The following is a 23,186-nucleotide window of genomic DNA, read 5'->3' as shown; positions in this document are numbered from 1 at the left end:
TCCTCTGCTCCTCTGCTGCCTATTTGTATCAACCTTAAAGTGAAACGGTATTAGGAGTCTTTAGCATCGCTCTCGTTTGATGTCGCCAAATTTCACGAGGCTATTTGCGCCAAGCTGCCAATAACCCGTCACCAGAAAAAATATTATGACCAGTATTTTACCGCCAGTCGATGCTGCAACTGAAATTGAGAACCGCAAAGCCGATCACCTTCGTGTGTGCTTAGAGGAGGATGTACAATTCCGGGAGGTAACGAATGGGTTTGAGTGCTATCGCTTTACTCATTGCTGTCTTCCGGAATTAGACCGCAGTGATATCAATATTCAAACAACCTTCTTGGGTAAAAATCTTGGTGCACCACTTCTGATTTCTTCCATGACAGGAGGGACAGAACTCGCGCGGCTAGTCAACACTCGGCTTGCAAGTGTTGCTCAACGTTACCGATTAGCAATGGGAATTGGTTCGCAACGAATTGCTCTAGAGATGCCCCACCTAGCCTCGACTTTCGCAGTGCGCCACCTCGCTCCTGACATTCTGCTGTTTGCAAATTTGGGAGCTGTGCAGTTGAATTATGGATGTGGTCTTGTCGAATGTTTGCAACTTGTCGATATGTTGGCAGCGGATGCGCTGATTCTGCATCTTAACCCCCTGCAAGAGTGCGTACAATCTCATGGGGACACAAATTTCCGGGGGCTGCTTCGTAAGATTGCTGAACTTTGCGAAAAACTTCCCGTTCCTGTGGTTGTCAAGGAAGTGGGAAATGGAATCTCAGCAGCAATGGCACAAAAGTTAATTGATGTGGGAGTGACAGCAATAGACGTAGCTGGTGCGGGTGGAACCTCATGGGCAAAAGTGGAAAGCGAACGGGCAAAAGATAACAAACAGCGCCGTCTGGGACAAACTTTTGCTGACTGGGGACTTCCAACAGCTGAGTGCATAACCTCAATCCGTGCAGTCGCGCCAACAATTCCTTTAATTGCTTCTGGAGGGCTGCGTAATGGATTAGACGTAGCTAAGGCGATCGCCCTGGGAGCCGATCTCGCAGGTTTAGCCAGACCTTTTCTAGAAGCGGCTGTAAACTCAGAAGCCGCTGTTGATGAGTTGGTTGAAGTTCTTATTGCTGAACTGGAAACAGTTTTATTTTGCACTGACAATGTAACCTTGGAAGAACTCAAAAATTCTGGTGTGCTGCAACGACACGTTACAGTTCCAGGTGTTTGAAAGTAAGCTTATCGTTTGTCAAACGCTTAATTCAGCGCTATCGAAATACGAAGTGATACCTTTACCTGATTCTGATGGGGGGAACCCTCTAGCGTTAGTGATCACGTGCGCTAACACTAAAATCAAAGTTAATGATTTATGAACCGTTTCAAACCCACTAACCTTGAGTTTCGTCACAGCTAGTCGTAAGGATCGTTCCTAGTTCAATCAAAGGCTAGCAAGGCTTCTGGAAAACTTTTCGGTAAACCTGAGTTGGGTTAATTGTCTACTCACCCATTCAGAATTGAAGACACTGCGGTAGATGGGATTTTTAATTCTAAGATAGCCGTCGCGCTTTTCAACCAATCCGGATAGTAAAAGTTCTGCCTGTTCTGGACTATTGTCGGTAGGTACACCAGATGTTTGACTTTCCTCTGCTTGCAACACTCGCTCTATAAGACTTAACAATTGGACTGCACGCTGTTTGTTAAAAAGTAGGCGATCGCGAATCGTGTGGAGGTGTTCTGGCTCATCTTTTTCTTCCCAGTGTTGGATAATGTGCGTTTTCACCAATTGTTCTACCCATAACGCTTCTGTGTGTCTTGGTAAATTAATTATTCTATTAGATGTTTCCAAGGCAATTTGAACTATTAACTGAGAAAGTTTTTGGGTAAGAAATGGCTGTCCTCCTGTCCAGTAGAGAATCTCTTGCATAACAGCTTCGCTTTGGCTAATCGCTTCCTTTAACCTTTCAAGCAGGGGAGTGACTTCATGCAGTTGAAAGTCATGTAACTCTATTGGGATACCAATATTAAAAAGTGTGAGGTATTTGTCAGAAATTAGATCAGATGGACTGGCTACCCCAAATAGTGCAAATCCCAAGCGTTGAAAATTCGGGTTGTCTGCCTGCTGATTGTAGCAATGAGAAATCCAAGCAAAAAAGTCATTGACAGGAAAATTCAAACTCAACAAACTATCAATTTCATCAATGAAGATAAAAATGCGTTCGGCTTTGCCGTCTTTGGGAGATTTGCTTTGAATATGTATCAACAACACTTCTTCTACGAACTGGTATAATTTCTTTACCGGGCAAGTTCCTGCTTGCGTATCCCACCAATTTTGAAAATTGACCTGTTGCCCTAAATTTAAGCTGTGGAACAAGCTAAGAATGACGCTTTTATACCATTTTTCTGGTGTAAGATTATTGGCAGCCAACCTGTTCATGTCCAAATAAAGGCATTCATAGCCTTCTGATCTCAGACGAAAAATTGTCCGCTGTAGTAAAGATGACTTACCCATCTGGCGAGAGTTTAAGACATAACAGAAATCGCTAGCTTTCAAGCTAGCATAAAGTTGTTCGTCTGCCTGACGAACAATATATGAAAGATCGTCACTACGAAGGCTACCAGCAACTTGATACCGCATCTTAAGTTGTGATTAAAAAACAAAGAGATTGAATCGGCAGTAACAACAAGCGTTGGACACTCGAACCTCTGTTTCAAATACTTACGAAGAATTAAGTGTCTGAAATAATACGCAAAAGTTAGTAAACAAAAAAGTTTTTTAGAAACCCTGCTGTGTGGATATTTCAGCCTTTATCAACTAGTTATATCCAATAGCAGCTCTTTGAGGCGGTGTCCCCCCTCCGGGGGGACACCAAGGTTGCTGCATTTTATTCCAGTCAGAATGCTAGGGATTTTTTCAAACTTCCTTTTCCCAACCTTATGCGCTAAACATATCAATAAAAAATAAGGAACTTATAGGGATGCTAAATTTTTTCTCAAACGACTCTGGCTCAAATAGTAGATTCATTCTCAGCCGACAAATTCCATCCAAGAGGGCGATAAGCCAGAGGCTTGACGCTGCGCGTATCGCGCTTATTAACTTGTGAATTAGCTTCGTCTTAGTAGTTCCCTGTTAAGCGTTAAGCGTTCCCTGCTATAAAATTTAACGCCAAGATCTACTGACTCCAACCCATCAGTTGGGCTACTTGTTCGCAAATCAGGGTTGGATCGAAGGGTTTGGTGATAATTCCAGCGATATCCATTTGAGCAAAACGCCTACGCTCGTCCGGTAATACCTTAGCGGTTAGCAAAATCACCGGAATCGTTTGAGTTGTTGGGTTGGCTCTGAGTTGCGTGTAGAATTGGAAGCCATCCATCTCGGGCATCGATACATCAAGGAGAATAACATCAAAAGCATACCCTTGGACTTTAAGAAGTCCTTCATGACCCGATTGGGCAGATTGTGTCTCCCACCCTCCCAAATCCTCCAAGCAAGTGCAGATAAGGTCTTGCAGCGATTCTTCATCATCAATAACAAGGATGCGTTTAGTCATGATTTTCTCTTGATGGTATTGGCAATGTAAAATAAAAAGTGCTGCCTTCACCCAGTTTGCTCTGTGCCCAAATACTCCCCTTATGTTGTTGGACAATACTTTGGCAAATCGCTAAGCCTAAGCCAGTTCCTCCTTTAGCACGAGAATCGGAAACGTCAACCTGTTGGAAGCGTTCAAAAATCGTTTCTAGCTTGTCGGCGGGAATGCCTCTGCCTTGGTCTTTGACTTCAAACAGAACTGAGTTGAACTGAGGTTGGGCAGACAGGGTAATAACCGAGTTAGGGGCAGAGAACTTGATGGCATTGCTCAACAAATTGGTCAGCATTTGGATGATTGAGTCGGGCGAAGCCCATACGCAAGCGTTGGTGGGAGTAATCAAGAGTGTAATCGCAGCTCCAAGAGCGATTGACTGTACCCCTTCGACGGATCGTTGCATTAAATCTTCTGCTTGACAAACTTCCTTTGTAAGCTGTACTCGCCCCGAAGATAAGCGTTCTAAATCAAGGATGTCATTAACCAGACGCACAAGGCGATCGCTGTTTGTCAAAGCTTGCTGGAGCATCCGTTTGGCTTTTTCGGGTTTGTTGTCGTACATACCAGTATTGAGCAGCCCTAAAAATCCTCGGATTGCGGTGAGCGGGGTGCGAAGTTCATGGCTAACGACGGAAATGAATTCATTTTTCATCTGCTCAATAGCCCGCTGTTCGCTGATATCTTGGATCTGTGTGACGTAATATAAAGACTTGTAGTAAGAATCTCGTACCAATGACAGGCTCGTTAATCCCCAAGCGATCCGTCCTCCCTGGCACAAGTAGCGCAACTCTACTTGAGCATTGCGGTTTTCATTGCTCAAAACTTGCTTGATGCAATCCTGAAGTTGATGAACATCTTCCGGGTGAATGAACTCAAAAGCGTTCACGCTTAGTAACTCTGATTCAGAGCAGCCAAGCATTTCACCTAGCATCGGATTAATTTGCAGCCAGCGATGATTCAATCCCAGCAGCGCCATACCAATGGGAGCATCATGAAACGCATGGCGAAACCGCTCTTCACTCTCTTGTAAAGCGGCTGTCCTTTGAGCAACTTGCTTTTCTAAAGTACGATTGTAGTCAGTTAAAATCTGCTGAGCTTGTTTGCGTTCTGTGATATCTTGAAACGTGGTAATCGCATACGCAATATTACCCTTTTCATCAAAGACGGGTGTTCCTCGACTTTCCACGGGAATAATCCTATCTTTTTGGTGAATTTCTATATCATCCGCGATCGCCTGATTACCGCTCAACGCCCGCATGATTGGTAGTTGATCACTCGGGTATTGCTTAGAAGTTTGCGCAACATAAAGTTGATAAACTTCTCCCAATTGTTCGGCTGTAGCTGACGGCACAACTCCTTTACCCATTAACTCCACAGCCGTTCGGTTAGCATAGCACGATCTACCTTGAGCATCCAGCACTCCGATACCTATGGGTATTGCCTCTAAAAATTGAGACAGCCTCCTCTCATTTTCACGCACTTGAGCATAAAGCTTGGCATTTTCTATCGAAATTGCTGCCTGCGAAGATAACAGTTTCAAGACTTCCAATCTGTCTGGCGTAAAAGCCTCAGTTGTCAGATTATTTTCCAGGTACAAAATACCTACCAGTTTGCCTTGATTGAGCAGAGGCGCACACAAAATTGATTTCGGTTGCTGTTTAACAATGTAAGAAGTACGAATGAAATTGCCTTCACGAAAAGCATCATTCAAAACAATACTTTCTTGGGTACGGATAACGTAATTGACGATCGCATCACACACCATTGGGGTATGACTGCTGCCACCAACAGTTTCAAGCGGGATGGATGGTAAAATCTTGAATTCATTATTATCAACTGTTCCTGATGCCTCAATTACCCATTGCCCATTCTTGTTCCCTGGTTCAATCTGCGATTGTAAAATAAGGTAACCTTTCTGTGCCCCTGCATTTTCCAGGACAATTTTCATCATTTTTTCTAACAGGGTAGTTAGCACAATTTCACTTGACAGGGCTTGTGAGGCTTTGAGAACGCTGCTTAAATCGAGTTCACTAGATGTTTTTGAATCGGTGCTGAAAATTGCATTAGAGGTGTAAGGCTTAATGCCGTGGGAACTTGTTTTGGGAAAAAATTGGGGGTAGTGTTTTTCTAAATCTTTGACCTTTGCTGTTGCTCCCCAGCGTGTGTAGGTGTAATGAGCTTCTTGCATATAAGTTTGGGCAAACTTCAATCTACCACGCCCTAAATAAAACTTAGCAGCTAATTCATAAGCTAAGGCTTCTTCCTGGACATATTCATTTTCTCTTGCTCCTTGAATCGCTTGTTCGTAAAACTCCTCGGCTTCAAAATATTGACCTAAAACTCGTGCTTTCTCTGCCTCGACTAAATAAAATTTATGCAGATAATTCATCGGAGCATGATATGCCCATTTCTGCATCTTCTCTTGGTTTATATTCACTCGATTGAGATAAGTTTCTTTTTCGGAGCTTGAAGCCTCGACAAATGCACTCAAATGTGCCAAAGAATCATAGAAATGCAGTAAACCAGTAACTAGCATTGTAGCGAATCCTTCTAGATACTGTTTAGCGAGTACTCCATTTTGGACGGCTTGTTGAGTGTCACCAAATAAATAACACAATATAAGTTTATTTAAGTAAAAAAATAAAAGTTCTATTCTGTTATTGACTTTGATAGCAAGTGGTAGGCTTTGCTCTTCGTTATAGGCATTACCAAATAAGCGGATGGGATTTTCAGCTTTACCCAACAAATTGAGAACTGCTTGTCGAAAGATGGCTGTCCAATGAAAAGATGCTTCTTGTTTGATTCGAGCGATCGCTTTACTATAAATGGCTATCTCTTGTTCTAACTGTGTAAGTTCGTGACCGAGAAAATATAAATGTTCGCACACATAACAGGCGCAATAGCCAGCATATTCAAAGTCCCCAATTTCAACTCCGCCTTGATAGCCCTCAATCAAAACTGATATTGTTTCCTTGACATGCTCCTTCCAGTGCATTGAGTGAGCACCAAATCCCAGACAGATTTTAGCTTTTTCTTTCTGAGCATTTAACTGTTCTCCCAAAACTAAAGAAAGTTTGCCAAATTTATAAGCTGACTCATAGTCTTGGAGTATTCCACACAGAACTACTGTGTATTGACCATAAGCAAATGCTGATAATTCTATATTGCCATATGTAATAGATAGATTAATTTTTGATAATGCGATCAGTAAAAAAAGATTGGGACTCGTTATAAATGAAGCTGATGCTATACTTGATAGGACAAGCATCGCTGCTAGCTTTTCAGGTTCGGTCATCTTTGGCAAGCTAATTAAGTCTTCAATTTCCTGCCCATTCAAAAGTGAAGCTGTTTCCTCCAATCCTTTTTGAATATCTAACTGGCTCGGTTCTTCTGGTAATATCACTCCTAACAAATTTAGCACTTGCAGTCCAATATTAATGGCTTCTTTGAGGTTGCCCTGTGACACATATGCTTGGATTTTGTCATCATAAACTTTTACTTTGTCCAGCACTGTTTTGGCATTGTTTAACACAACTAGAGCCAATGGCTCCATCGTGATAAAGTCTCCGTTGAGGTACGCCGCCTCTGCTGCTTCTTCGTACAAAGCTAAGGTTAGGTCATACTCTTTGTGCCAACTATCTGCACTCAAGAGTTTTAGCCCGACATTCAAATACTCGACTGCTGCCCCATAAGCTGTTCCTACTTTGGCTTTCTGACCCGCCATCAAATTGAGTTTGGCGATTTCATTTCGCTCCTGTTGATAGGTGACTAATTCAACCCCAAGATTAAAATGATCAACAATGTCAAATAACCCATCGAATAAAGCATCGACTGAGATATTCTGTAACAATAGGCGACCGATTTCTAGGTGAATATTTTTTTTTTGCTTATCATCTATCAAAGCATAAGCTGCTTGTTGTACTCGGTCATGTAAAAATTTATAATTTTGAATGAATAGGTTCGTATCTAACTCAGATATACATAAGATTAATCCGGATTGAACTGCTGTCATTAAGTCAGAAAAAATTTCGCCCTGAGATTTTTCACAAATAATAGAAAGGGTTTTTAAGTCAAATTCAGCACCAACACAAGCTGCTAAACGCAAAATGTGCTGTGTGGATTCCGGCAATTTCTTTAACTCACCAATCATCAACTCCACCACATTGTCAGTGATATTCGTTGCCTGAATTTGAGCTAAGTTCCATTGCCAAGCATTGCGTTCAAAATCAAAGGTAAGGAGATTGTCCGCGTGCAGTGTTTTCAAAAATTGATTAACGAAGAAAGGATTGCCGTCAGTTTTACGCACTATAAGGGATGCCAACTGGCTGACTGATGGCATGTCTGCGTGCAATGTATCAGCAATTAATTGACTGATAGACTCACTTTGTAAAGGAGCTAAGGTAATAAAATTGACAGTCGCTCCAATATTACGCAACCTATCAAGAGTCATCATCAATGGATGAGTGCAGTTGACTTCATTATCTCGATACGCTCCAATCAGAAACAGATATTGTGTATCTGCATCTGTCATCATCAGATCTATCAACTTGAGGCTGGCGGAGTCAGCCCACTGCAAATCATCCAAAAAGATCACTAAAGGATGCTCTTTTAGACAAAATGTCTGGATAAAGTTTTGAAAAACCAGATTAAAGCGATTTTGCGACTCAGCAGCGCCTAACTCTAACACAGATGGCTGTTTACCAACAATCAGTTCCACTTCCGGAAGGACATCAATAATGACTTGACCATTAGAACCCAAAGCAAGTCGAAGTTTTTCTCGCCATTGCTCAAGCTGCACTTCAGTTTCAGTTAACAGTTGCTGTATTAATCCGGCGAACGCGCTTACAATGGCTGAGTAAGGGATATTTCGCTTAAACTGGTCAAATTTACCAGTTAGGAAATAACCGCGTTTTTCAGTAATGGGTTTATAAATCTCCTGTACTAAAGCTGATTTTCCAACACCAGAATAACCCGTCACCAACATCATCTCAATTTTGGATTTTAACCCTTGAATTGGTGACTGGTGATTGATGACTGGTGATTGCAGGTTTTCTTTTTCTCCTCCCCCTGCGACTCGCTCAAACGCCACCAGTAAAGTTTCAACTTCCGCGTCACGTCCATAAACTTTTTGGGGTATTTGAAACTTGTCAGAAATATCAGTCGAACCGAGAGAAAACGGTTCAATTTTGCCAGTTGTCTGTAACTGCTGAAGGCATTTTTCTAAATCAGCTTTTAGTCCCCAAGCACTTTGGTATCGTTCTTCTGCTGTTTTCCCCATCAATTTCATCACAATATCTGAAACTGTCTTGGGAATGGCTGTACCGCTTTTACCCTCTACAAGCTGATGGGGTGGAATGGGGTGTTGAGCGATATGACAATGTACTAACTCTAGAGCATCATTCTTTTCAAACGGTAGTTTTCCTGTCAGCAGTTCGTAAAAGGTAACACCGAGAGAGTAAAAATCTGTACGGTAATCAAGACTTCGGTTCATTCGTCCCGTCTGCTCGGGCGATATGTATGCTAGAGTGCCTTCTAAAACATTGGGATTTTTAAGAGTCGGATTAGAGCGGGTAATGAGAGTGGAAATACCAAAGTCAATGATTTTGAGTTGTCCAGTTACCGGGTTGAGGACGATATTCGAGGGGTTGAGATCTTTGTGGATAACATTGGCAGTATGAATCGTACCCAAAATCTCAGCTATCTTGATGGCAAGCTTGAGAAATTCTAGTAAAGAAAAAATTGCGGAAAGGCAAAAACTCCCTCCTACCTCCTTTAATAGAGTTAAGGATGTTGCACCAAAATCCTCAAAGATGATGACTAGAGTTCTTTCTATCGGTTCTAAGCCATAAGCCTTAACCACTCCATCTAAATTGAGATTCCGAGTCATTTCATATTCCTGCTTATATCGAGTTAACTCAGATGGTGTGGGATAGTCATCTTTGAGAACTTTGAGAATAACAGGTTGATTACCTGACTCTCGGATACCTCGATACACCAAAGAATTAACACTTTCGTAGATTTGGGTAAGCAGTTGGTAGCCTCGGATGGTAATCATCAACTTAAGTTAGGTGGCTCTGATATTTGAATCAATTAGGAATGACGAATTGTTTGGTTTAAGTTCCAATTCTCCGCTTTAAGATTTTTAGTTCTTGCTGTAAGCGGGAGCGATCAATGCGACTGATAACACGGGTGACTAATTCTGGTCCCACTACGGGCTTACCGATAAAATCATCGGCTCCCGCCGCAAATACCTGCTGAATCGATTCTAAGTCTGTATGAGCAGTAACCACCAAAATCGGCAAATTTCCCCACTTAGGATCTTGTCGCACTACGCGGCACAAATCAACACCACTGTATGTTGGCATTTCCAAATCGATTACGAGTAAGTCAGGCGTTGTGGTAGTTAATACCTCCCAAAACTGTTGGGGATCTTGCAAAGTCTTCACCCTCAGCCCCCAAGGTTGCAGCAGATTGCTTAATAGCTCCAGTGCTATTGGATCGTCATCTAAAATCATCACTTTGGCTTCGGAAGCTTGAGATTTGGGCAGAACTTGAGCGATAAGCCGTTCGCGCAGCGTGCGCTTTGCGCTCAGGCTTGACGCTAGCCCCGATAGCCCAAGCGTGCCGTTAGGCATAGGGGGCGCTATGCCTATGTCCTGCGGACACGCTACGCTAACGGCACGACTTCGTCTATCGCAAACGCGTATCGCTTCAAATATTTCAGCTGTGCTCACTGGCTTGTGTAAAAATCGTTGTACCCCCAAACGAGAAACAGCAACTCTGTGTGTCAGATTGTCTTGCTCACCTATCACCAAAATTGGTGTCGTGGGAAGCTGTTCCTTGAGTTTTTGCAGCAAGGTTAAGCCCTTTTCTATCGGATCTTGTCCATTGAGATTAAGCAAAACAGCTTGGGGAGATTGAGAAATCACTGCCAGAGCGATCGCCCAATTGCTAGCAACTTCAATCCGCACTCCCCAACTCATAGCTTCGGTTTTCAGTTGATTGCTCAAAGATTCATCATCGATAACGAGCACCAGAGGAATCTGAGTTGGCTCAAACTGTTCGATAGTTGGTGGTGTAGGAGGTTTACTAAGCGTCCCTTTGAGTTCACTCAAGAGTCTTGAGAGTTGAGGGGCTTGCGTTGGCGCTAAAGGCTTGTCGCCCATAAGGAAATGTTCAATCGCCCGCGCTAACTTTGATCCCATCTCGTAGCCAAACGATCCCAGTGTGCCTGCTAGCTTGTGTGCTTCGTTGCTCGCATGGTACCGGAGTTCGATCTGCAATTTCCCTAAGCGCAAAGCTTGTTCTACTTGCTCTAGCAAAGTTACCCGTTGGGCAAACGTATCTTTGTAACGTTCTATTACTTTGTTGACTGAAGCAAGATTTGTTTGACGTTTTCTTTTCCCTGTCTGTGCAAGTCTGTGTGTCTGTTCGTCCTGTTCACCAAACAACACACCCTTTGTTTCCTCAGTTTTCGGTGGAGTCTTAAGTCGATAGCCCAAGCCATAGACGGTTTCTAGTACCTCGGCGGACATTCCCTGAGCCTTTAGCTTGTGCCGCAAGTCTTTAATCAGATTAGTCACAGTTCCTTCGCTAGGTATGGCATCCATTGACCAGAGGCGATCAATGATGTCACTGCGGCTAAAGACACGCTGTGGATTACGCAGGAACAGCCCCAACAGGCTATATTCTTTGGGGGTTAGAGATATAAGTTGCCCTTTGTAAGTCACTTCTGCCGACACAGGGTTGATGCAAAGATTCTCCCACATCAGTACAGTTGGCGCTAGCTCGGTCTGTCCTCTACGCAGCAACGCCCGCATCCGTGCCAGCAACTCAGACAACTTGTAGGGTTTAGTGAGATAATCGTCTGCGCCTGCATCTAATCCCTTGACTACGTCGGCACTCTGATCTTTAGCAGTGAGTAAGAGAATCGGCTTTTGAACTCCCTGAATGCGAAGTTGACGGCAAAGACTAATACCATCGAGTTTGGGAATCAGCAGATCCAACAAGATCAAGTCAAAGTTCGATGATGTTGCTAATGCCAACCCATCTTGACCATCCGTTGCCAGTTCAACCGTATAGTACTGAGCCGTGAGAACCTCACACAGTACTGCTGCCGTTGGGAGATCGTCCTCTACCAGCAGAATTTTCACAACCTCTACCTATTAACTGACTTTTGTACCACTGATTTTTTTACCTTAACAAATGCTAAGTAAAGCATTTCATAAATCCGTGACGAATTGAATCACCGAAGCCCCTATGCCTAACGTCACACTACGCTATCGGGGCGGGTGTAATACCATTTCACGATATGCCTGATACAAATGATTGGTTTCTAATTCTTTCCCCCTGCCCCCTGCTCCCTGTTCGGGTGCTCGGGTGCTCCCCATTTGTATCAACCTTAAAGTGAAACGGTATAAGGGGAGCTAGTGCTCGGCTAGAGTTTCCCGACTTGTAGACGCCCAGCAGAAGGCTTGATTTACCCCAACTTTACCCCAATAATTTGTCCAACTTCATCCAAAAATATCTAATGCGGCATTTTTTACACTCTCTGTAGACCAGAAAAAATAGCTGAAATAGGGTTTTCTGATAAACAGTCTACTTGCAAAAGCTTTCGCTATTAGGGGTTTTGGTTATTATGCCAGGAACCAGACTTGAACTGGTGACACGAGGATTTTCAGTCCTCTGCTCTACCAACTGAGCTATCCCGGCGTGGAATTTATAATTCCCACGATTAATTAATGTAGCAAAGTTATATTAATTTTGCAAGTCCTTGCAGAAAAAAAATTTACGCAGCTTTTGTTTTCAACTTGACCCAGGCAAAAACAAAAAAATATACCACAAATTGAACAATAACGATACTAGGATCGGAAGCAAAGTTGAAAAGACCTGATACAAAGATGCCAACGATACTGCTTATGGAACCGACAATCACACATAGCAACACCAAACGAGCGAGAATCTCGCGAAATAGCACGCTCATGAGTTACCGCGATATCCTTGAATTAAGCTAGTGAGAATCATGCCTACTGCCAACGCACCTGACAAGACGATATTCAAAACGCTATCATTCGCTAAATTGGTTTTATCCATAAAGTAGAGGACAACCAATGTTCGAGAAAAGCATATGTTGTTTATACAAATCAATGAAAGTATTTTGAGTATGTAAGATTTATTTTTTCTTAAAAAATAACTATAAATTTTCTACATTAATATTATGTCAACTAGAGACACTTTTGCTGACAATATCACTCATTCTCTTTCCCAAAAGGAAACTAGTGAGTACAATCAAATATCCAGTCAAGTAGAGGGTGATAACGTCCAACCTGCGTCACATGAGCTTCTCAACAGTGAGAAAGCCCAGCGCATGGCAGAATTTTTTGGCTTTTTAGGCGATGCTAATCGTTTGCGTATTCTTTCACTGTTAGCTCAAGAAGAACTTTGTGTGAGTGATTTGGCAGCAGTATTAAATATGAGTGAATCTGCTGTTTCCCATCAACTGAGAAACTTACGGGCGATGCGTTTGGTTAGTTACCGCAAGCAAGGTCGTAATGTATTCTACCGCTTACATGACAGTCATGTTTTGCATCTTTATCAAGCTGTTGCTGAACATTTAGATCAACAGGAGTGAAAAATCATGGCGCGAAACTTTTTGCCAACTCATCGAGTTTCAGACACTCAAGTGCACCTGCGTTATACCCTGACGCATTTCGTACTGTCGCTTCAGCCAAGAGTGGCGAATTGTTTGACGAAGTAAGGGAGCAAGTTGAATCAATAGCCAACGTATCAGTGCATTTTTTCGTAGTAGTTCGCCTTGTGCTGCTTCCTCTGTCTGGAGTTGTTGGGCGCGGATAATTTCTGGCTCACGTTCCGCTTGAATGCGCGATAGTGCTGCGTCAATCTCTTCGTGTCCAGCTTGTGCGTCAAACAGTGGTACAAGGTGATTAGCAGCGACAATGACATCACGCAATGCGACGTTGATTCCTTGAGCGCGAATAGGAGACATTGGGTGTGCAGCATCACCCAGAAGCAACACTCCTGGCGCGTACCAGGATGGACAACGACCAACTACAACTGATAGCTTAATCGGAGTTTCGATGGTGTCTGCATAGCTACGGAAATGCTCTGCCATCCATGAGGGTGATAGCGATGCAAAAATTTCTGCCCAGTCTGCTTGTTTGCGATCGGTTTTTTCGTCTGCAGATATTACCCAAGCTAGATGCAGTTTTCCTTCCTCTGCTCCGTGAAAGATGGTGAATACGCGATCGCCACTAAGGATTAAATTAAACACATTATCTCCTGTAAACCTAGGACTGGCAGCAAGTTTGAACCAGAGAATATCCACATCCTTTGGCTGACGTACCAATTGCAACCCTGCCCGTTGTCGGATAACCGAGTTTCGACCGTCTGTCCCAATCACGAGTTCGGCCCAAATTTCACGTCCATTGCCCAGTTTCACACCCGCAACGCGATTATTAATCCACAGTAAATCCTTTACAGCAAAACCTTGTATAAATTCAAAGTTAGGATAAGCCTGAGCTTCCGTAATCATAGCTTCGAGCAATGGCGGTTGCGACACCAACGTACAAGGTTGATCTGCCCCCATTGGTTCCTCAACTCGAAACAACTGCTTTTTGCCTATGATGAACTCCCATGCGTCGAGTGGTCTATGAGGAATACGTTCCACAATCCCCGATAATCCCATTTGCTTAAGTGCATCCAACCCACTCGGCATTAACCCTTCACCGCGAAACACTCGATGGAAATCCTTCGCCGCCTCAATCAATGTCACTGCAATACCGCGTTTTACAAGCTGTAAAGCAAGCGTAGCACCAGTCGGACCTGCACCCACAATCACAATCTGCGCCATTACATATCCCCTACGTTTATTGAATTGTTTATAAAAAGGAGTCAGAAGTCAGAATGGGCTAGCCCCTAAGGGACGCTACGCAAACGCCCCGCTGCCCTAACACGAGTCAGAATTTTAAATTTTTAATTACTTATATTAACCCTTCCCACCGGTAAACGTTACACTCTCAATAAAATATCTGTTAAAAAACGCATAAATCGCCAAAGCCGGTAAAGTAAACACCATAGAAGCCGCCATAATATAGTTCCAATAACTAATGAATTGACCTTTAAAAGTATTCAATCCCAAAGGAAGAGTAAACATTTCTGGATCAAACAAAATAACTAGAGGTAACAAGAAATTATTCCAATTTCCCATAAATACAAAAACTGCTTGTGCTGCTAAAGCTGGTTTTGCTAAAGGTAAAACAATATGCCGAAAAATACCCCAAGTCTTCAATCCATCCAATTGAGCCGCTTCTTCTAATTCCTTGGGAAAATTCACGAAAAACTGCCGCATCATAAAAATGAAGGTAGCATTGACCATGCTAGGAACAATCATCCCTTGATAGGAATTTAGCCAGCCCAAAGCTTTTAAAATTAAAAATGTGGGAATGAGGGTGATCTGTGCAGGAACTGCTAAGACTGCCAAAATCAGGAAGAACCAGAAGCGTTTACCCTTAAAGTTCAGTCTTGCTAAGGCGTAACCTGCCATTGAGTTGAACAACAAGTTTAATACAGTCACACTGATAGCTATAACCACACTATTGAAAACCCAGCGCAGAAACAGCGGTTCTTGAAAAAAAATTTGTTTATAGTTGTCGAGAGTAAAGTTTTTAGGTACAAAATTAGGTTCACCGCTGACAATTTCTGATAGCGGCTTAAATGATGCTGATAATGCCCATAAAAAGGGAATGAGGGTGATAATTGCATACAGTGTTAGTACTATGTACAGCAGTACTTTTAGCCATGAGGTGCGAGAAATATGAGTCAAGTTTTTTCGCCTCCAAAAAACCGCCGTTGAATCAAAGTGATAACAATAATGACTGCTGCAAGTAAAAAGGCGATCGCCGCTGCATACCCCATCTGCAAGTTACGAAAGACAGCTTGATATATCAATAAAACTATTGTCAAAGTAGCATTATTAGGTCCACCAGTGCCGTTAGAAAAAATGTAGGATTGGTCAAACAACTGAAACGTGCCAATCACTCCTATTGTGACTACAAAAAAGGTGACTGGTCTGAGTATAGGAATTGTGATATGAATAAATTGCTGCCAGCCATTTGCTCCATCTAGGGATGCAGCCTCATAAAGTGAACGAGGAATATCCTGCAACGCTGCCAGATAAATCACCATGTAAAACGGTGCTGTTGACCAAATATTCATGAGCATAATACCTTTGAGTGCAACGGCTGGATCTCCTAACCAGTTGTAAGTAGGTAGCCCTACAAAAGCAAGAAAATCATTGAGTAACCCATTCGTGTTATAAATCCACATAAAAATCAGCGTCAACACAGCTGATGAAGTGACTGTCGGCAAAAAGTAGAGGATACGCCACCAATTTTTGGCGCGAATCCCAGAATTCAGCGTTACAGCTAGAATTAAAGCCAAGACAGTTTGAGCCGGGACAACAATTGCAACATATTGGGCTGTATTTCTTAAAGCAATCCAAACCTGTTCATCTTCAATGAGTCGCGTGAAGTTGCGAAAGCCTACAAATTGATACTCAATATTGCCAAGAAGTTGAACTTTGTGTAGGGAAAGATAAACAGCCCAGAGAATGGGTAGTACGACAAATGTGCCTAACACCAAAATAGTAGGCATCATAAACAAGTATCCAGCCAAGTCTTGTGTGATGTTCGATCTAGGCTTTGTTTGTCGCCTTCTGACTTCAAACACAAATGTACCTCCAACTCATTCGGCACCATCCCGACTGTAGCGATAGGCGATATATAAATTCAAAATTTCAAATCCAATCTCGAAAAAAATGCATGAAACTTTACTTATTCCATTGCAATCGCCTTAATCAGTTCATTCGCATCATCTTGTGCTCGTTGCATCGCCTGTTGTAGTGGTTGCTGTCCTAGCAAAGCACTGACAAATTGGTTGTCAAAATTGTTAACAATCGCTGCTGGGTACTCACCGACTTGCCAAGGTATAGCATAATTTACTCCTGCCACAAGTGCAGTTCGTAGGGGATCTTGCTCATAACCCAATTTCTGAGCAACAGATTTCCGAGATGGCAGAGCAAAGCCTGTTTTCGTCCACTTTGTCATACCTTCTTTACCCGTGAGATAAGAAATAAGTTCCCAAGCTTCGGCTTTGTGTTGGGTTTGCTTGTTCATCACGTAGGCAACAGTGAAAACCATTGTACTTTTGTTATTATTAATTGTAGGTAATTCTGCTGTAGCAAACTCTAAATTAGGAAAAGTTTCTGTAAGGTAGGGAATTGCCCAATTGCCCTCAATCACCATTGCAACTTTACCCTGACCAAACATTTCACTACCAGAATTTGTCCCAACATCAGACTTTTGAGCTGAGGAGTGGTCTTTTTGATACTGATCTACCGCCAATTGTAATCCTTGCAATCCGGCATGACTGGCAAAAGCTGCATAACCATTCTGGTCTATAAGTTGCCCACCAAAAGCTTTGATTTTGTAAGCTTGACGCGCTAACTCTGGAACTTCTCCAAAACCGTATTGATCAATTCTGCCATCTCGGTTACGGTCTATGGTCAACTTTTTTGAGTAGGCGCGTAATTCCTTCCAAGTTGTTGGAGGAGTGCTTAACCCTGCACTTCCAAAAGCTTTTTTGTTGTAGAATAAAGCAAGTGTCGAATAGTCCTTCGCAAGACCATAAATATGATCATTGTACTTGAAGCTATTGAGTAGCGTTTCCTCAAAGTCAGCTAGCTCAAAATCAGGAGTTATGTAGGCATCGAGTGGTTCGAGAACATTCTGGCTCATAAAAAAAGGAGCTTCAAGAGCATCTAAATAGAATACATCAGGAGCCGCTTCACCAACTAAGCGGGTTTTGATGACATCCATGTATTGGTCGTTGATGACTTCATGCCTAACTTTAATACCTGGATGCTTTGCTTCAAAGGCTTGTAGTAGTTCTTTCAAGAGTTTTTGCTCTGCTGGACTTGCTGTCCAACCACCGAGTTTGATGGTGAGTGCGGTTGGTGCTGAGGGAACGCTCGCAAAGGGGAGATTTTGACAACCAATCACCAAGAGGGCGATGCTTCCAAAAACAGATGCCCAAAAGGCGATCGCCACTAACAATCGTAAAAATTTCGACACGTTGGTTTGCATCACAGCCAAATAAAAATTCTGTAACTTTACATATTGCCTCTATAGCTCAAGATTAACTTTTTGTTTATCTAAATTTTTATTGAGACATGCAAGATAAAATAACGAACAATTACGAACAAAGTTTACACTCCCCGCTTGACTCATCTGTAGAGACAAGTATGGAACCCATTTCGCCAGAAACCGCTCTGCCTCTAGCCCCTAGAATACCCGAGATTGCAATTTCAGAACCGACTGTTGTTGCTAACTCAACACTCAGCCCTTCAGTTTTAAAGAAGAATGCTATTCGTATCAGCCTCAGAGCCTGCACTATAGATGGTGTCTTCACATCAATATACTTGACTATTGTCACTGGTGTTTTACTCTCTAATTTTCTGGTGGAATTAAATGCCAGTCCGTTGATTATTGGAATGCTGTCTTCCATTCCAATGCTGGTGAATCTCATTCAGCCGTTGGGTGCCTATCTATCAGAACGCACAACCAGTCGCTTTCGATATTCGCTCCTTACAAACGTAACTGCGAGGATAGTCTGGTTATTTCTACCCATTGGTATCGCCGCCCTTAGCTTCGGATATATAAATTCTCAGCAATTGATAGTTCTGACACTTGTGATTGTCTTGTTAATCAATATGTTGCAAGGATTAGGACATCCATCGTGGATGAGTTGGATGGCACTTTTAGTCCCTCGAAAGCTCCGAGGAAGATATTTTGGGTTGCGCAACGGTGCTTTCAGTTTAACTCATTTGATTTGTATACCAATAGCCGGTCTAGTTGTCTCAAAATGGCCTGGTGGAGCTTTACAAGGTTATGGAGTGCTTGTGCTGTTGGGGACTTTGTCAGGGCTGATAGGTCTTGGGTGTCAGTACTTCCAGGTGGATGTGAATCCACAGACGCAGCACGCTTCTGTCCTGGGTTCTTTTGTGAAAAATGCGATTTCTGGAGATACTGATAATTTAAATACAAATACTGATGAACAGTCAGAAACTATTTCTGGAGATACTGATAGTTTAAAGAAAAATACTGATGAACAGTCAGAAACTATAGAAAAAAAGACTCCTGTTATACCTGATTCGAGTGTGATAAAAAGTCTGTTAAATAACTTTAATTTCTTGATGTTTCTGTTGTATTTCAGTTTCCAGATGTTTAGCACTAACTTGAGTGCTCCTTATTTCTCATTCAAAATGTTAAATGATTTACATTTAGATGTCAGTGTTGTGGCACTCTACGCCAGTGTTCAGGCGGGGGTATACATGGTGATAACCATTTTCTGGGGTAAGTTATCAGACAAAATAGGTAATCGTCTAATCTTGATATTAGCGGGGATTCTACTTACACTTGTACCTTTATTTTGGTTGGAGATTAATGTTAGTTCCTTTAGCATTTGGCTGTGGTTACCGCTCCTACACATGTTAATGGGAACGGTTTGGGGAGCTATTGATTTATGCAACGACAATATGCAGATAGCAATTGCGCCTGTCAAACAACAATCCATTTATTTTGGAATGACTGCTGCCGTTACTGGGGTTTGTGGCGCTTTAGGTACAACTATAGGTGGTTTTATTGCACAAAATCCCTCATTAGGAGGTTTACCAGCAGTCTTTGTTGTGTCTTTTGTGTTCAGAATTGGAGCAATTATTCCCCTTTTCTTTGTGCAAGAAGCGCAAAGAAACTCTTTGACTCAAGTGATGCAAACTCTCTGGATATTTCGTAAAAAGGCAGTTGAGAATTAGACATGTTAAGTAGGTCAACCTAATTAAATATAAAACGCTTGACCTTTTTTGAATTCAAAGGAGGGCTACGCCCCGCTGCGCTAACGCTCGTTCAAAGGAGAGCTACGCCCCGTCGAGCGCTTTGACGAATGGATTTTTGCAAACCGCGTCGAGCATAATTGAGTGCGTTAAATAGCTGTTTCTACATAAAATTTTAGTTTCTACTTGCCTTATCATGTTCTGGTGTGCGACTTATTACTTCCGTTGTACCCAGAAAAAGGAGCAACTACTATGTTTCAAAAAAAGCGGTTTAAAGTCTTTGTTATCATAAGCACCTTACTGTTTTTGATACTAATACCACTTGTTAGTTCTGCACAGAAAGCTCCTTCTGCTAACATAACGACTTCTCCACAACAGACAATTGTCGCTCGTATGTGGCACAGTAGAACACCAGCTGCAAAATCTTCTGAATACGCAGAATACCTTTATGAAGCTGGGATCAAGAAAATACGCCTCATTGATGGTAATAAAGGTGTTCAAGTATTTCGACGCACAAATGATAAGGTAGCAGAATTTTATGTGCTTTCCTACTGGATATCACGAGAGGCAATTAAGAAGTTTGCTGGTGAGGATATTGAGAAAACTCATCACTTACCCAGAGACAAAGAATTCCTTCTCGAACTTGAACCTCAGGTAAAACATTTTGATTTGCTTGTTAATGAGTGGAACAAGTGAATTCTGAAATTGATAATGTTACATCGAACCCATGACAATACCCCAAAAATAAGCTTCAAAAGGATCCTCATCTTTATCTATATGCCTTTTGCTTCCCCAAGTGTAAACATCCATACTAATGCGACCGCTGTCGTGTTTCCACAACAGTCCCTGTCGAATTGAGATATTACCCAACACCGTGATCCAGTGAGTGGGGTAAGGTAGCGGTGGCGGATTGTCACCCAGCAAACCCTGTGCGGTAATCAAACCAAAGGCAACACCACCACCAGAGATAACTCTTGCTGCCTCATTCAAAGCATTGACTTCACCAAAAAGATAAGTGTGGGTGTATTTAACATTCCGGTAGCCTAAAACTTCCCGCGTCCATCCTTTCATCTCCCAGGATTTGGTCATCCCAGCTATATTGCGGACAATCTCCGGTGCATCTGGTTCAACAGGGAAAACCAAATTTTCTGATTCTCGCCACGTTGCTAGAACCATCCAATCAGCTTGCCCCATTCGTAGTCTGCCTCGACTTTGACGCAACCTATTTGATGCTTCAATGCGTTTGGTTCGTCCTTGAAAACCACCAGTTTCAAATAAACTACGGCAAATTTGCACGTAGCGCAGCGGTTGTTTACGAACGAGTTCAAATAAAATCGATGCAGGACCGCAAAACGGTTGTTGACCTTGGTTGACTTGAAAGGCGTCCAAAAGGCGCATTTTCATTTCCGCCAGCACTTGGTTTTTATCTAAATTTGACCAAACACTGGGGGCGTTGGATTTTTCAAATTCTGCTATTGCCGAAGCAACAGATGGATCTAACGTTGGGGAATTCATTGATTAAGTAGATGGGTAAAACATAAAAGAAACTGGCAGAGGTTACTAATTGCGACTTGTTAAGTGAGTGATTAACTACAAGCAATGAACTCTCGTACCTAATATTTATTAATACCCATCTACTTTTATCAATTACAGAATTTTTCCACGCAGCGAACGAACATCTCCACACCCATCGCTAAAATGGTTTCGTCAAAATCGAAACGGGGATGATGGTGGGGATATGCCAATCCTTTGTTAGGGTTCGCCGAACCCAAAAAGAAATAGCAACCTGGTATCTCTTGCAAGAAGTAAGACATATCCTCGCCACCCATTGTTTGGCATTCAGGAACAACACCTAGAGGCGTTTCTACCACTTCTTCGGCGACTGAGCGTACCAAATCCGCTATGGTAACATCATTGATCACTGGTGGGTAAAGCGACCAACAATTAAAGTCATAAGTAGCACCATGACTCTGGCAAATTCCCGCAATAATTTGCTCAATGCGCTGCTTGAAAAAGCCTTCATATGCTGGGTTAAAATACCTTACAGTACCACTCATCCTGGCTGTATCAGCAATGACATTATTCTTGGTTCCAGCATGAAGTTCGCCCACTGTCACCACTGCCGAGTCAATAGGGTTGACGTTACGAGCAACAATTGTTTGTAGAGCATTGACGATTTGGGCAGCAATCACCACTGAATCAACAGTTTGATGGGGCATGGCACCGTGTCCACCTTTGCCCATAATTGTGCATTTGAATGTTTCTACAGCTGCCATTAATGCACCAGCGCGGACACCTAGTGTCCCCAAAGGCAAATTATTCCAAAGGTGCAAACCGATAATTGCGTCAACATCAGGGTTTTTCAATACCCCAGCTTCTATCATCGGCTTTGCGCCTCCTGGTCCTTCTTCTGCTGGCTGGAAGAGAATTTTGACAGTACCAGCAAAAGTATCTCGATTCTGGTGAAGATAGTATGCTGTTCCTAGGGCAATTGCTGTATGTCCGTCATGTCCACAAGCATGCATCACCCCATCATGTTGTGAGCGGTAGGGTACTTCGTTAAGTTCTTGAATGGGCAAAGCGTCCATATCCGCGCGAATTGCCAACACTTTTTCAGTGCTGAGATTGTTACCCCGAATCGTTGCTACAATCCCAGTCTGAGCAATGCCAGTTTGATGCTCAATCCCCCATTCCTGCAACTTCTGCGAGACAAACTGGGAGGTTAATTTTTCTTGGAAACCCAGTTCTGGCTTTTGATGCAACTGTCGCCGCCATTCCACGAGTTGCGGTTGCAGTGAGCGGATGGGGAGCCGAACACGAGATAAATCAACACAAGAGGAGTTTGGGAATGTAGAAACCATGTTTCACATTTTTAAATTAAAATGACAGTTATGTATTTTTATTTTTACGCTTTAAACTTTTGCAAAAGGTATTTCTTGCCTCACTCTTCACACTTTTTTAGATATATAGCAATCGTTCTAAATCTAAATCTGATGCTACTTGTGCCATTTTAGATAAATCAGTTAAGTTATCTAGATAAGGTAAGCAGCCATAAATTGGAATGTGAGTCAGTGATTTGATCAATTCTATTGGTGTCCAATCAGCAATTTCTGTATTTGTTCGAGGTTGAACACAATTTAGAACAATACCTTTTAAATTGATTCGTGATTGTCGTGCTAATGCTACATTAGCGACTGCTTGACCTATTGCACCCAATTTGACTGGAACCACCAACACTGTTGGTAAGCGCCATTCTCCTGCCAAGTCAGCAACCGTCAATTCTTCAGTTACTGGCGAACCTAATCCTCCTAAAGCTTCTAAAAATAGAAAATCACGCCGCTCACGTAAAGCTATAAAACTTTGCCACACTTTTGCTAAATCTATAGTTTTATTTTCCCTTGCCGCAGCAATGGGAGGAGCAACGGGTGTTTGAAAATATAAAGGTGTCAGTTCTTCGGGAGATTGATTTAAGGAAAATATTTTTTGATACCACTCGCAATCACCTTCTCCCGATTGCATGAGTTTCATAATTCCCATACTCCGGGAGGAGTGATATTTTTGCCAATAGGCTGCCAATGCTGTCGTTAAAACAGTTTTGCCAACCTCTGTATCTGTTCCTGTAATCAATAGTGTGTTTAATAGCTTGTCAGTCATTAGTTATTAGTTATGAGTAGCCAACAACTAATGTCTCACAGTTACTATCATAAATT

General features: G+C 42.4%; 15 protein-coding genes, 1 tRNA gene and 1 pseudogene. 4 read left to right on the top strand and 13 right to left on the bottom strand.

Translation table 11 applies throughout. The features are described 5' to 3' along the window. Positions 1 to 145 precede the first annotated feature (145 nt). Positions 146 to 1,219, top strand: coding sequence for a type 2 isopentenyl-diphosphate Delta-isomerase (gene fni / locus AC5JM2_RS33220; RefSeq protein WP_495840025.1), 1,074 nt, complete (start codon positions 146 to 148; stop codon positions 1,217 to 1,219). A 207-nt stretch (positions 1,220 to 1,426) separates the two neighbouring features. Here the strand turns inward: fni and AC5JM2_RS33215 are convergent, their stop codons facing one another. The 6 genes and pseudogenes from AC5JM2_RS33215 to AC5JM2_RS33190 form a co-directional block, all read right to left on the bottom strand. After that, positions 1,427 to 2,623 (bottom strand): AAA-like domain-containing protein, encoded by a 1,197-nt coding sequence (locus AC5JM2_RS33215; protein WP_495840023.1) that lies wholly within the window; start codon positions 2,621 to 2,623, stop codon positions 1,427 to 1,429. Positions 2,624 to 3,158: 535 nt separating this feature from the next. Continuing rightward, the gene (locus AC5JM2_RS33210; protein WP_495840021.1) at positions 3,159 to 3,536 is read right to left on the bottom strand and encodes a response regulator; all 378 of its coding nucleotides are present in this window, start codon (positions 3,534 to 3,536) and stop codon (positions 3,159 to 3,161) included. After that, positions 3,529 to 9,624, bottom strand: a complete 6,096-nt coding sequence (locus tag AC5JM2_RS33205; protein ID WP_495840019.1) for an AAA family ATPase — start codon at positions 9,622 to 9,624, stop codon at positions 3,529 to 3,531. Before AC5JM2_RS33205 ends, AC5JM2_RS33210 begins: the two co-directional genes overlap by 8 nt. A 58-nt stretch (positions 9,625 to 9,682) precedes the next feature. Beyond that, positions 9,683 to 11,722: a response regulator gene (locus tag AC5JM2_RS33200; RefSeq protein ID WP_495840017.1), complete on the bottom strand. Its 2,040-nt coding sequence runs from the start codon at positions 11,720 to 11,722 to the stop codon at positions 9,683 to 9,685. A gap of 486 nt (positions 11,723 to 12,208) precedes the next feature. Further along, positions 12,209 to 12,281 (bottom strand) — tRNA-Phe (locus tag AC5JM2_RS33195). A 76-nt stretch (positions 12,282 to 12,357) separates the two neighbouring features. Then, a pseudogene (locus AC5JM2_RS33190) lies at positions 12,358 to 12,680 on the bottom strand (metal ABC transporter permease); the annotation flags it as partial. A gap of 256 nt (positions 12,681 to 12,936) precedes the next feature. Here AC5JM2_RS33190 and AC5JM2_RS33185 point away from each other — a divergent pair. After that, on the top strand, positions 12,937 to 13,200 hold the full coding sequence (locus tag AC5JM2_RS33185) for an ArsR/SmtB family transcription factor (RefSeq protein WP_495840037.1): 264 nt from the start codon (positions 12,937 to 12,939) through the stop codon (positions 13,198 to 13,200). 39 nt (positions 13,201 to 13,239) lie between these two features. Here the strand turns inward: AC5JM2_RS33185 and AC5JM2_RS33180 are convergent, their stop codons facing one another. The 4 genes from AC5JM2_RS33180 to AC5JM2_RS33165 all read right to left on the bottom strand — a co-directional run bounded on the left by AC5JM2_RS33180 (position 13,240) and on the right by AC5JM2_RS33165 (position 17,731). Next, entirely contained in the window at positions 13,240 to 14,439 is a 1,200-nt protein-coding gene (locus tag AC5JM2_RS33180; RefSeq protein WP_495840015.1) for an FAD-dependent oxidoreductase, read from the bottom strand. A gap of 135 nt (positions 14,440 to 14,574) precedes the next feature. Further along, on the bottom strand, positions 14,575 to 15,411 hold the full coding sequence (locus tag AC5JM2_RS33175) for a carbohydrate ABC transporter permease (RefSeq protein ID WP_495840013.1): 837 nt from the start codon (positions 15,409 to 15,411) through the stop codon (positions 14,575 to 14,577). Further along, positions 15,408 to 16,241 carry a carbohydrate ABC transporter permease gene (locus tag AC5JM2_RS33170; RefSeq protein ID WP_495840035.1) on the bottom strand — a complete coding sequence of 278 codons (834 nt, stop codon included), beginning with the start codon at positions 16,239 to 16,241 and terminating at the stop codon, positions 15,408 to 15,410. The genes AC5JM2_RS33175 and AC5JM2_RS33170 overlap by 4 nt, the downstream gene beginning before the upstream one ends. Before the next feature lie 179 nt (positions 16,242 to 16,420). Continuing rightward, complete coding sequence (locus tag AC5JM2_RS33165) at positions 16,421 to 17,731, bottom strand: ABC transporter substrate-binding protein (protein WP_495840011.1); 1,311 nt, start codon at positions 17,729 to 17,731, stop codon at positions 16,421 to 16,423. Between the two features lie 158 nt (positions 17,732 to 17,889). Between AC5JM2_RS33165 and AC5JM2_RS33160 the strand changes: the two genes are divergently transcribed. Both AC5JM2_RS33160 and AC5JM2_RS33155 read left to right on the top strand, forming a co-directional pair. Next, a complete protein-coding gene (locus AC5JM2_RS33160; RefSeq protein ID WP_495840033.1) occupies positions 17,890 to 19,458 on the top strand; it encodes an MFS transporter in 1,569 nt (522 codons plus the stop codon). Positions 19,459 to 19,728: 270 nt separating this feature from the next. Next, positions 19,729 to 20,172 carry an antibiotic biosynthesis monooxygenase family protein gene (locus AC5JM2_RS33155; protein WP_495840009.1) on the top strand — a complete coding sequence of 148 codons (444 nt, stop codon included), beginning with the start codon at positions 19,729 to 19,731 and terminating at the stop codon, positions 20,170 to 20,172. Positions 20,173 to 20,190: 18 nt separating this feature from the next. On the opposite strand, the gene AC5JM2_RS33150 is transcribed toward AC5JM2_RS33155, so the two are convergent. From AC5JM2_RS33150 to bioD, 3 genes are all read right to left on the bottom strand, one after another. Continuing rightward, positions 20,191 to 20,991, bottom strand: a complete 801-nt coding sequence (locus tag AC5JM2_RS33150; RefSeq protein WP_495840007.1) for a hypothetical protein — start codon at positions 20,989 to 20,991, stop codon at positions 20,191 to 20,193. 128 nt (positions 20,992 to 21,119) lie between these two features. Further along, positions 21,120 to 22,337 carry a M20 family metallopeptidase gene (locus AC5JM2_RS33145; protein ID WP_495840005.1) on the bottom strand — a complete coding sequence of 406 codons (1,218 nt, stop codon included), beginning with the start codon at positions 22,335 to 22,337 and terminating at the stop codon, positions 21,120 to 21,122. A gap of 97 nt (positions 22,338 to 22,434) precedes the next feature. Continuing rightward, complete coding sequence (gene bioD, locus AC5JM2_RS33140) at positions 22,435 to 23,130, bottom strand: dethiobiotin synthase (protein ID WP_495840003.1); 696 nt, start codon at positions 23,128 to 23,130, stop codon at positions 22,435 to 22,437. Positions 23,131 to 23,186: the final 56 nt, after the last annotated feature.

The organism is Brasilonema angustatum (genome assembly GCF_059505445.1).
This window is presented reverse-complemented; position numbering and strand designations above follow the sequence as displayed.

What these genes read in the sequence shown, in the direction of transcription:
- fni (WP_495840025.1), top strand. Translation starts at nt 146, where the DNA reads ATGACCAGTATTTTACCGCCAGTCGATGCTGCAACTGAAATTGAGAAC.
- AC5JM2_RS33215 (WP_495840023.1), bottom strand. Translation starts at nt 2,623, where the DNA reads ATGCGGTATCAAGTTGCTGGTAGCCTTCGTAGTGACGATCTTTCATAT.
- AC5JM2_RS33210 (WP_495840021.1), bottom strand. Translation starts at nt 3,536, where the DNA reads ATGACTAAACGCATCCTTGTTATTGATGATGAAGAATCGCTGCAAGAC.
- AC5JM2_RS33205 (WP_495840019.1), bottom strand. Translation starts at nt 9,624, where the DNA reads ATGATTACCATCCGAGGCTACCAACTGCTTACCCAAATCTACGAAAGT.
- AC5JM2_RS33185 (WP_495840037.1), top strand. Translation starts at nt 12,937, where the DNA reads ATGGCAGAATTTTTTGGCTTTTTAGGCGATGCTAATCGTTTGCGTATT.
- AC5JM2_RS33180 (WP_495840015.1), bottom strand. Translation starts at nt 14,439, where the DNA reads ATGGCGCAGATTGTGATTGTGGGTGCAGGTCCGACTGGTGCTACGCTT.
- AC5JM2_RS33170 (WP_495840035.1), bottom strand. Translation starts at nt 16,241, where the DNA reads ATGCCTACTATTTTGGTGTTAGGCACATTTGTCGTACTACCCATTCTC.
- AC5JM2_RS33165 (WP_495840011.1), bottom strand. Translation starts at nt 17,731, where the DNA reads ATGCAAACCAACGTGTCGAAATTTTTACGATTGTTAGTGGCGATCGCC.
- AC5JM2_RS33160 (WP_495840033.1), top strand. Translation starts at nt 17,890, where the DNA reads ATGGAACCCATTTCGCCAGAAACCGCTCTGCCTCTAGCCCCTAGAATA.
- AC5JM2_RS33155 (WP_495840009.1), top strand. Translation starts at nt 19,729, where the DNA reads ATGTTTCAAAAAAAGCGGTTTAAAGTCTTTGTTATCATAAGCACCTTA.
- AC5JM2_RS33150 (WP_495840007.1), bottom strand. Translation starts at nt 20,991, where the DNA reads ATGAATTCCCCAACGTTAGATCCATCTGTTGCTTCGGCAATAGCAGAA.
- AC5JM2_RS33145 (WP_495840005.1), bottom strand. Translation starts at nt 22,337, where the DNA reads ATGGTTTCTACATTCCCAAACTCCTCTTGTGTTGATTTATCTCGTGTT.
- bioD (WP_495840003.1), bottom strand. Translation starts at nt 23,130, where the DNA reads ATGACTGACAAGCTATTAAACACACTATTGATTACAGGAACAGATACA.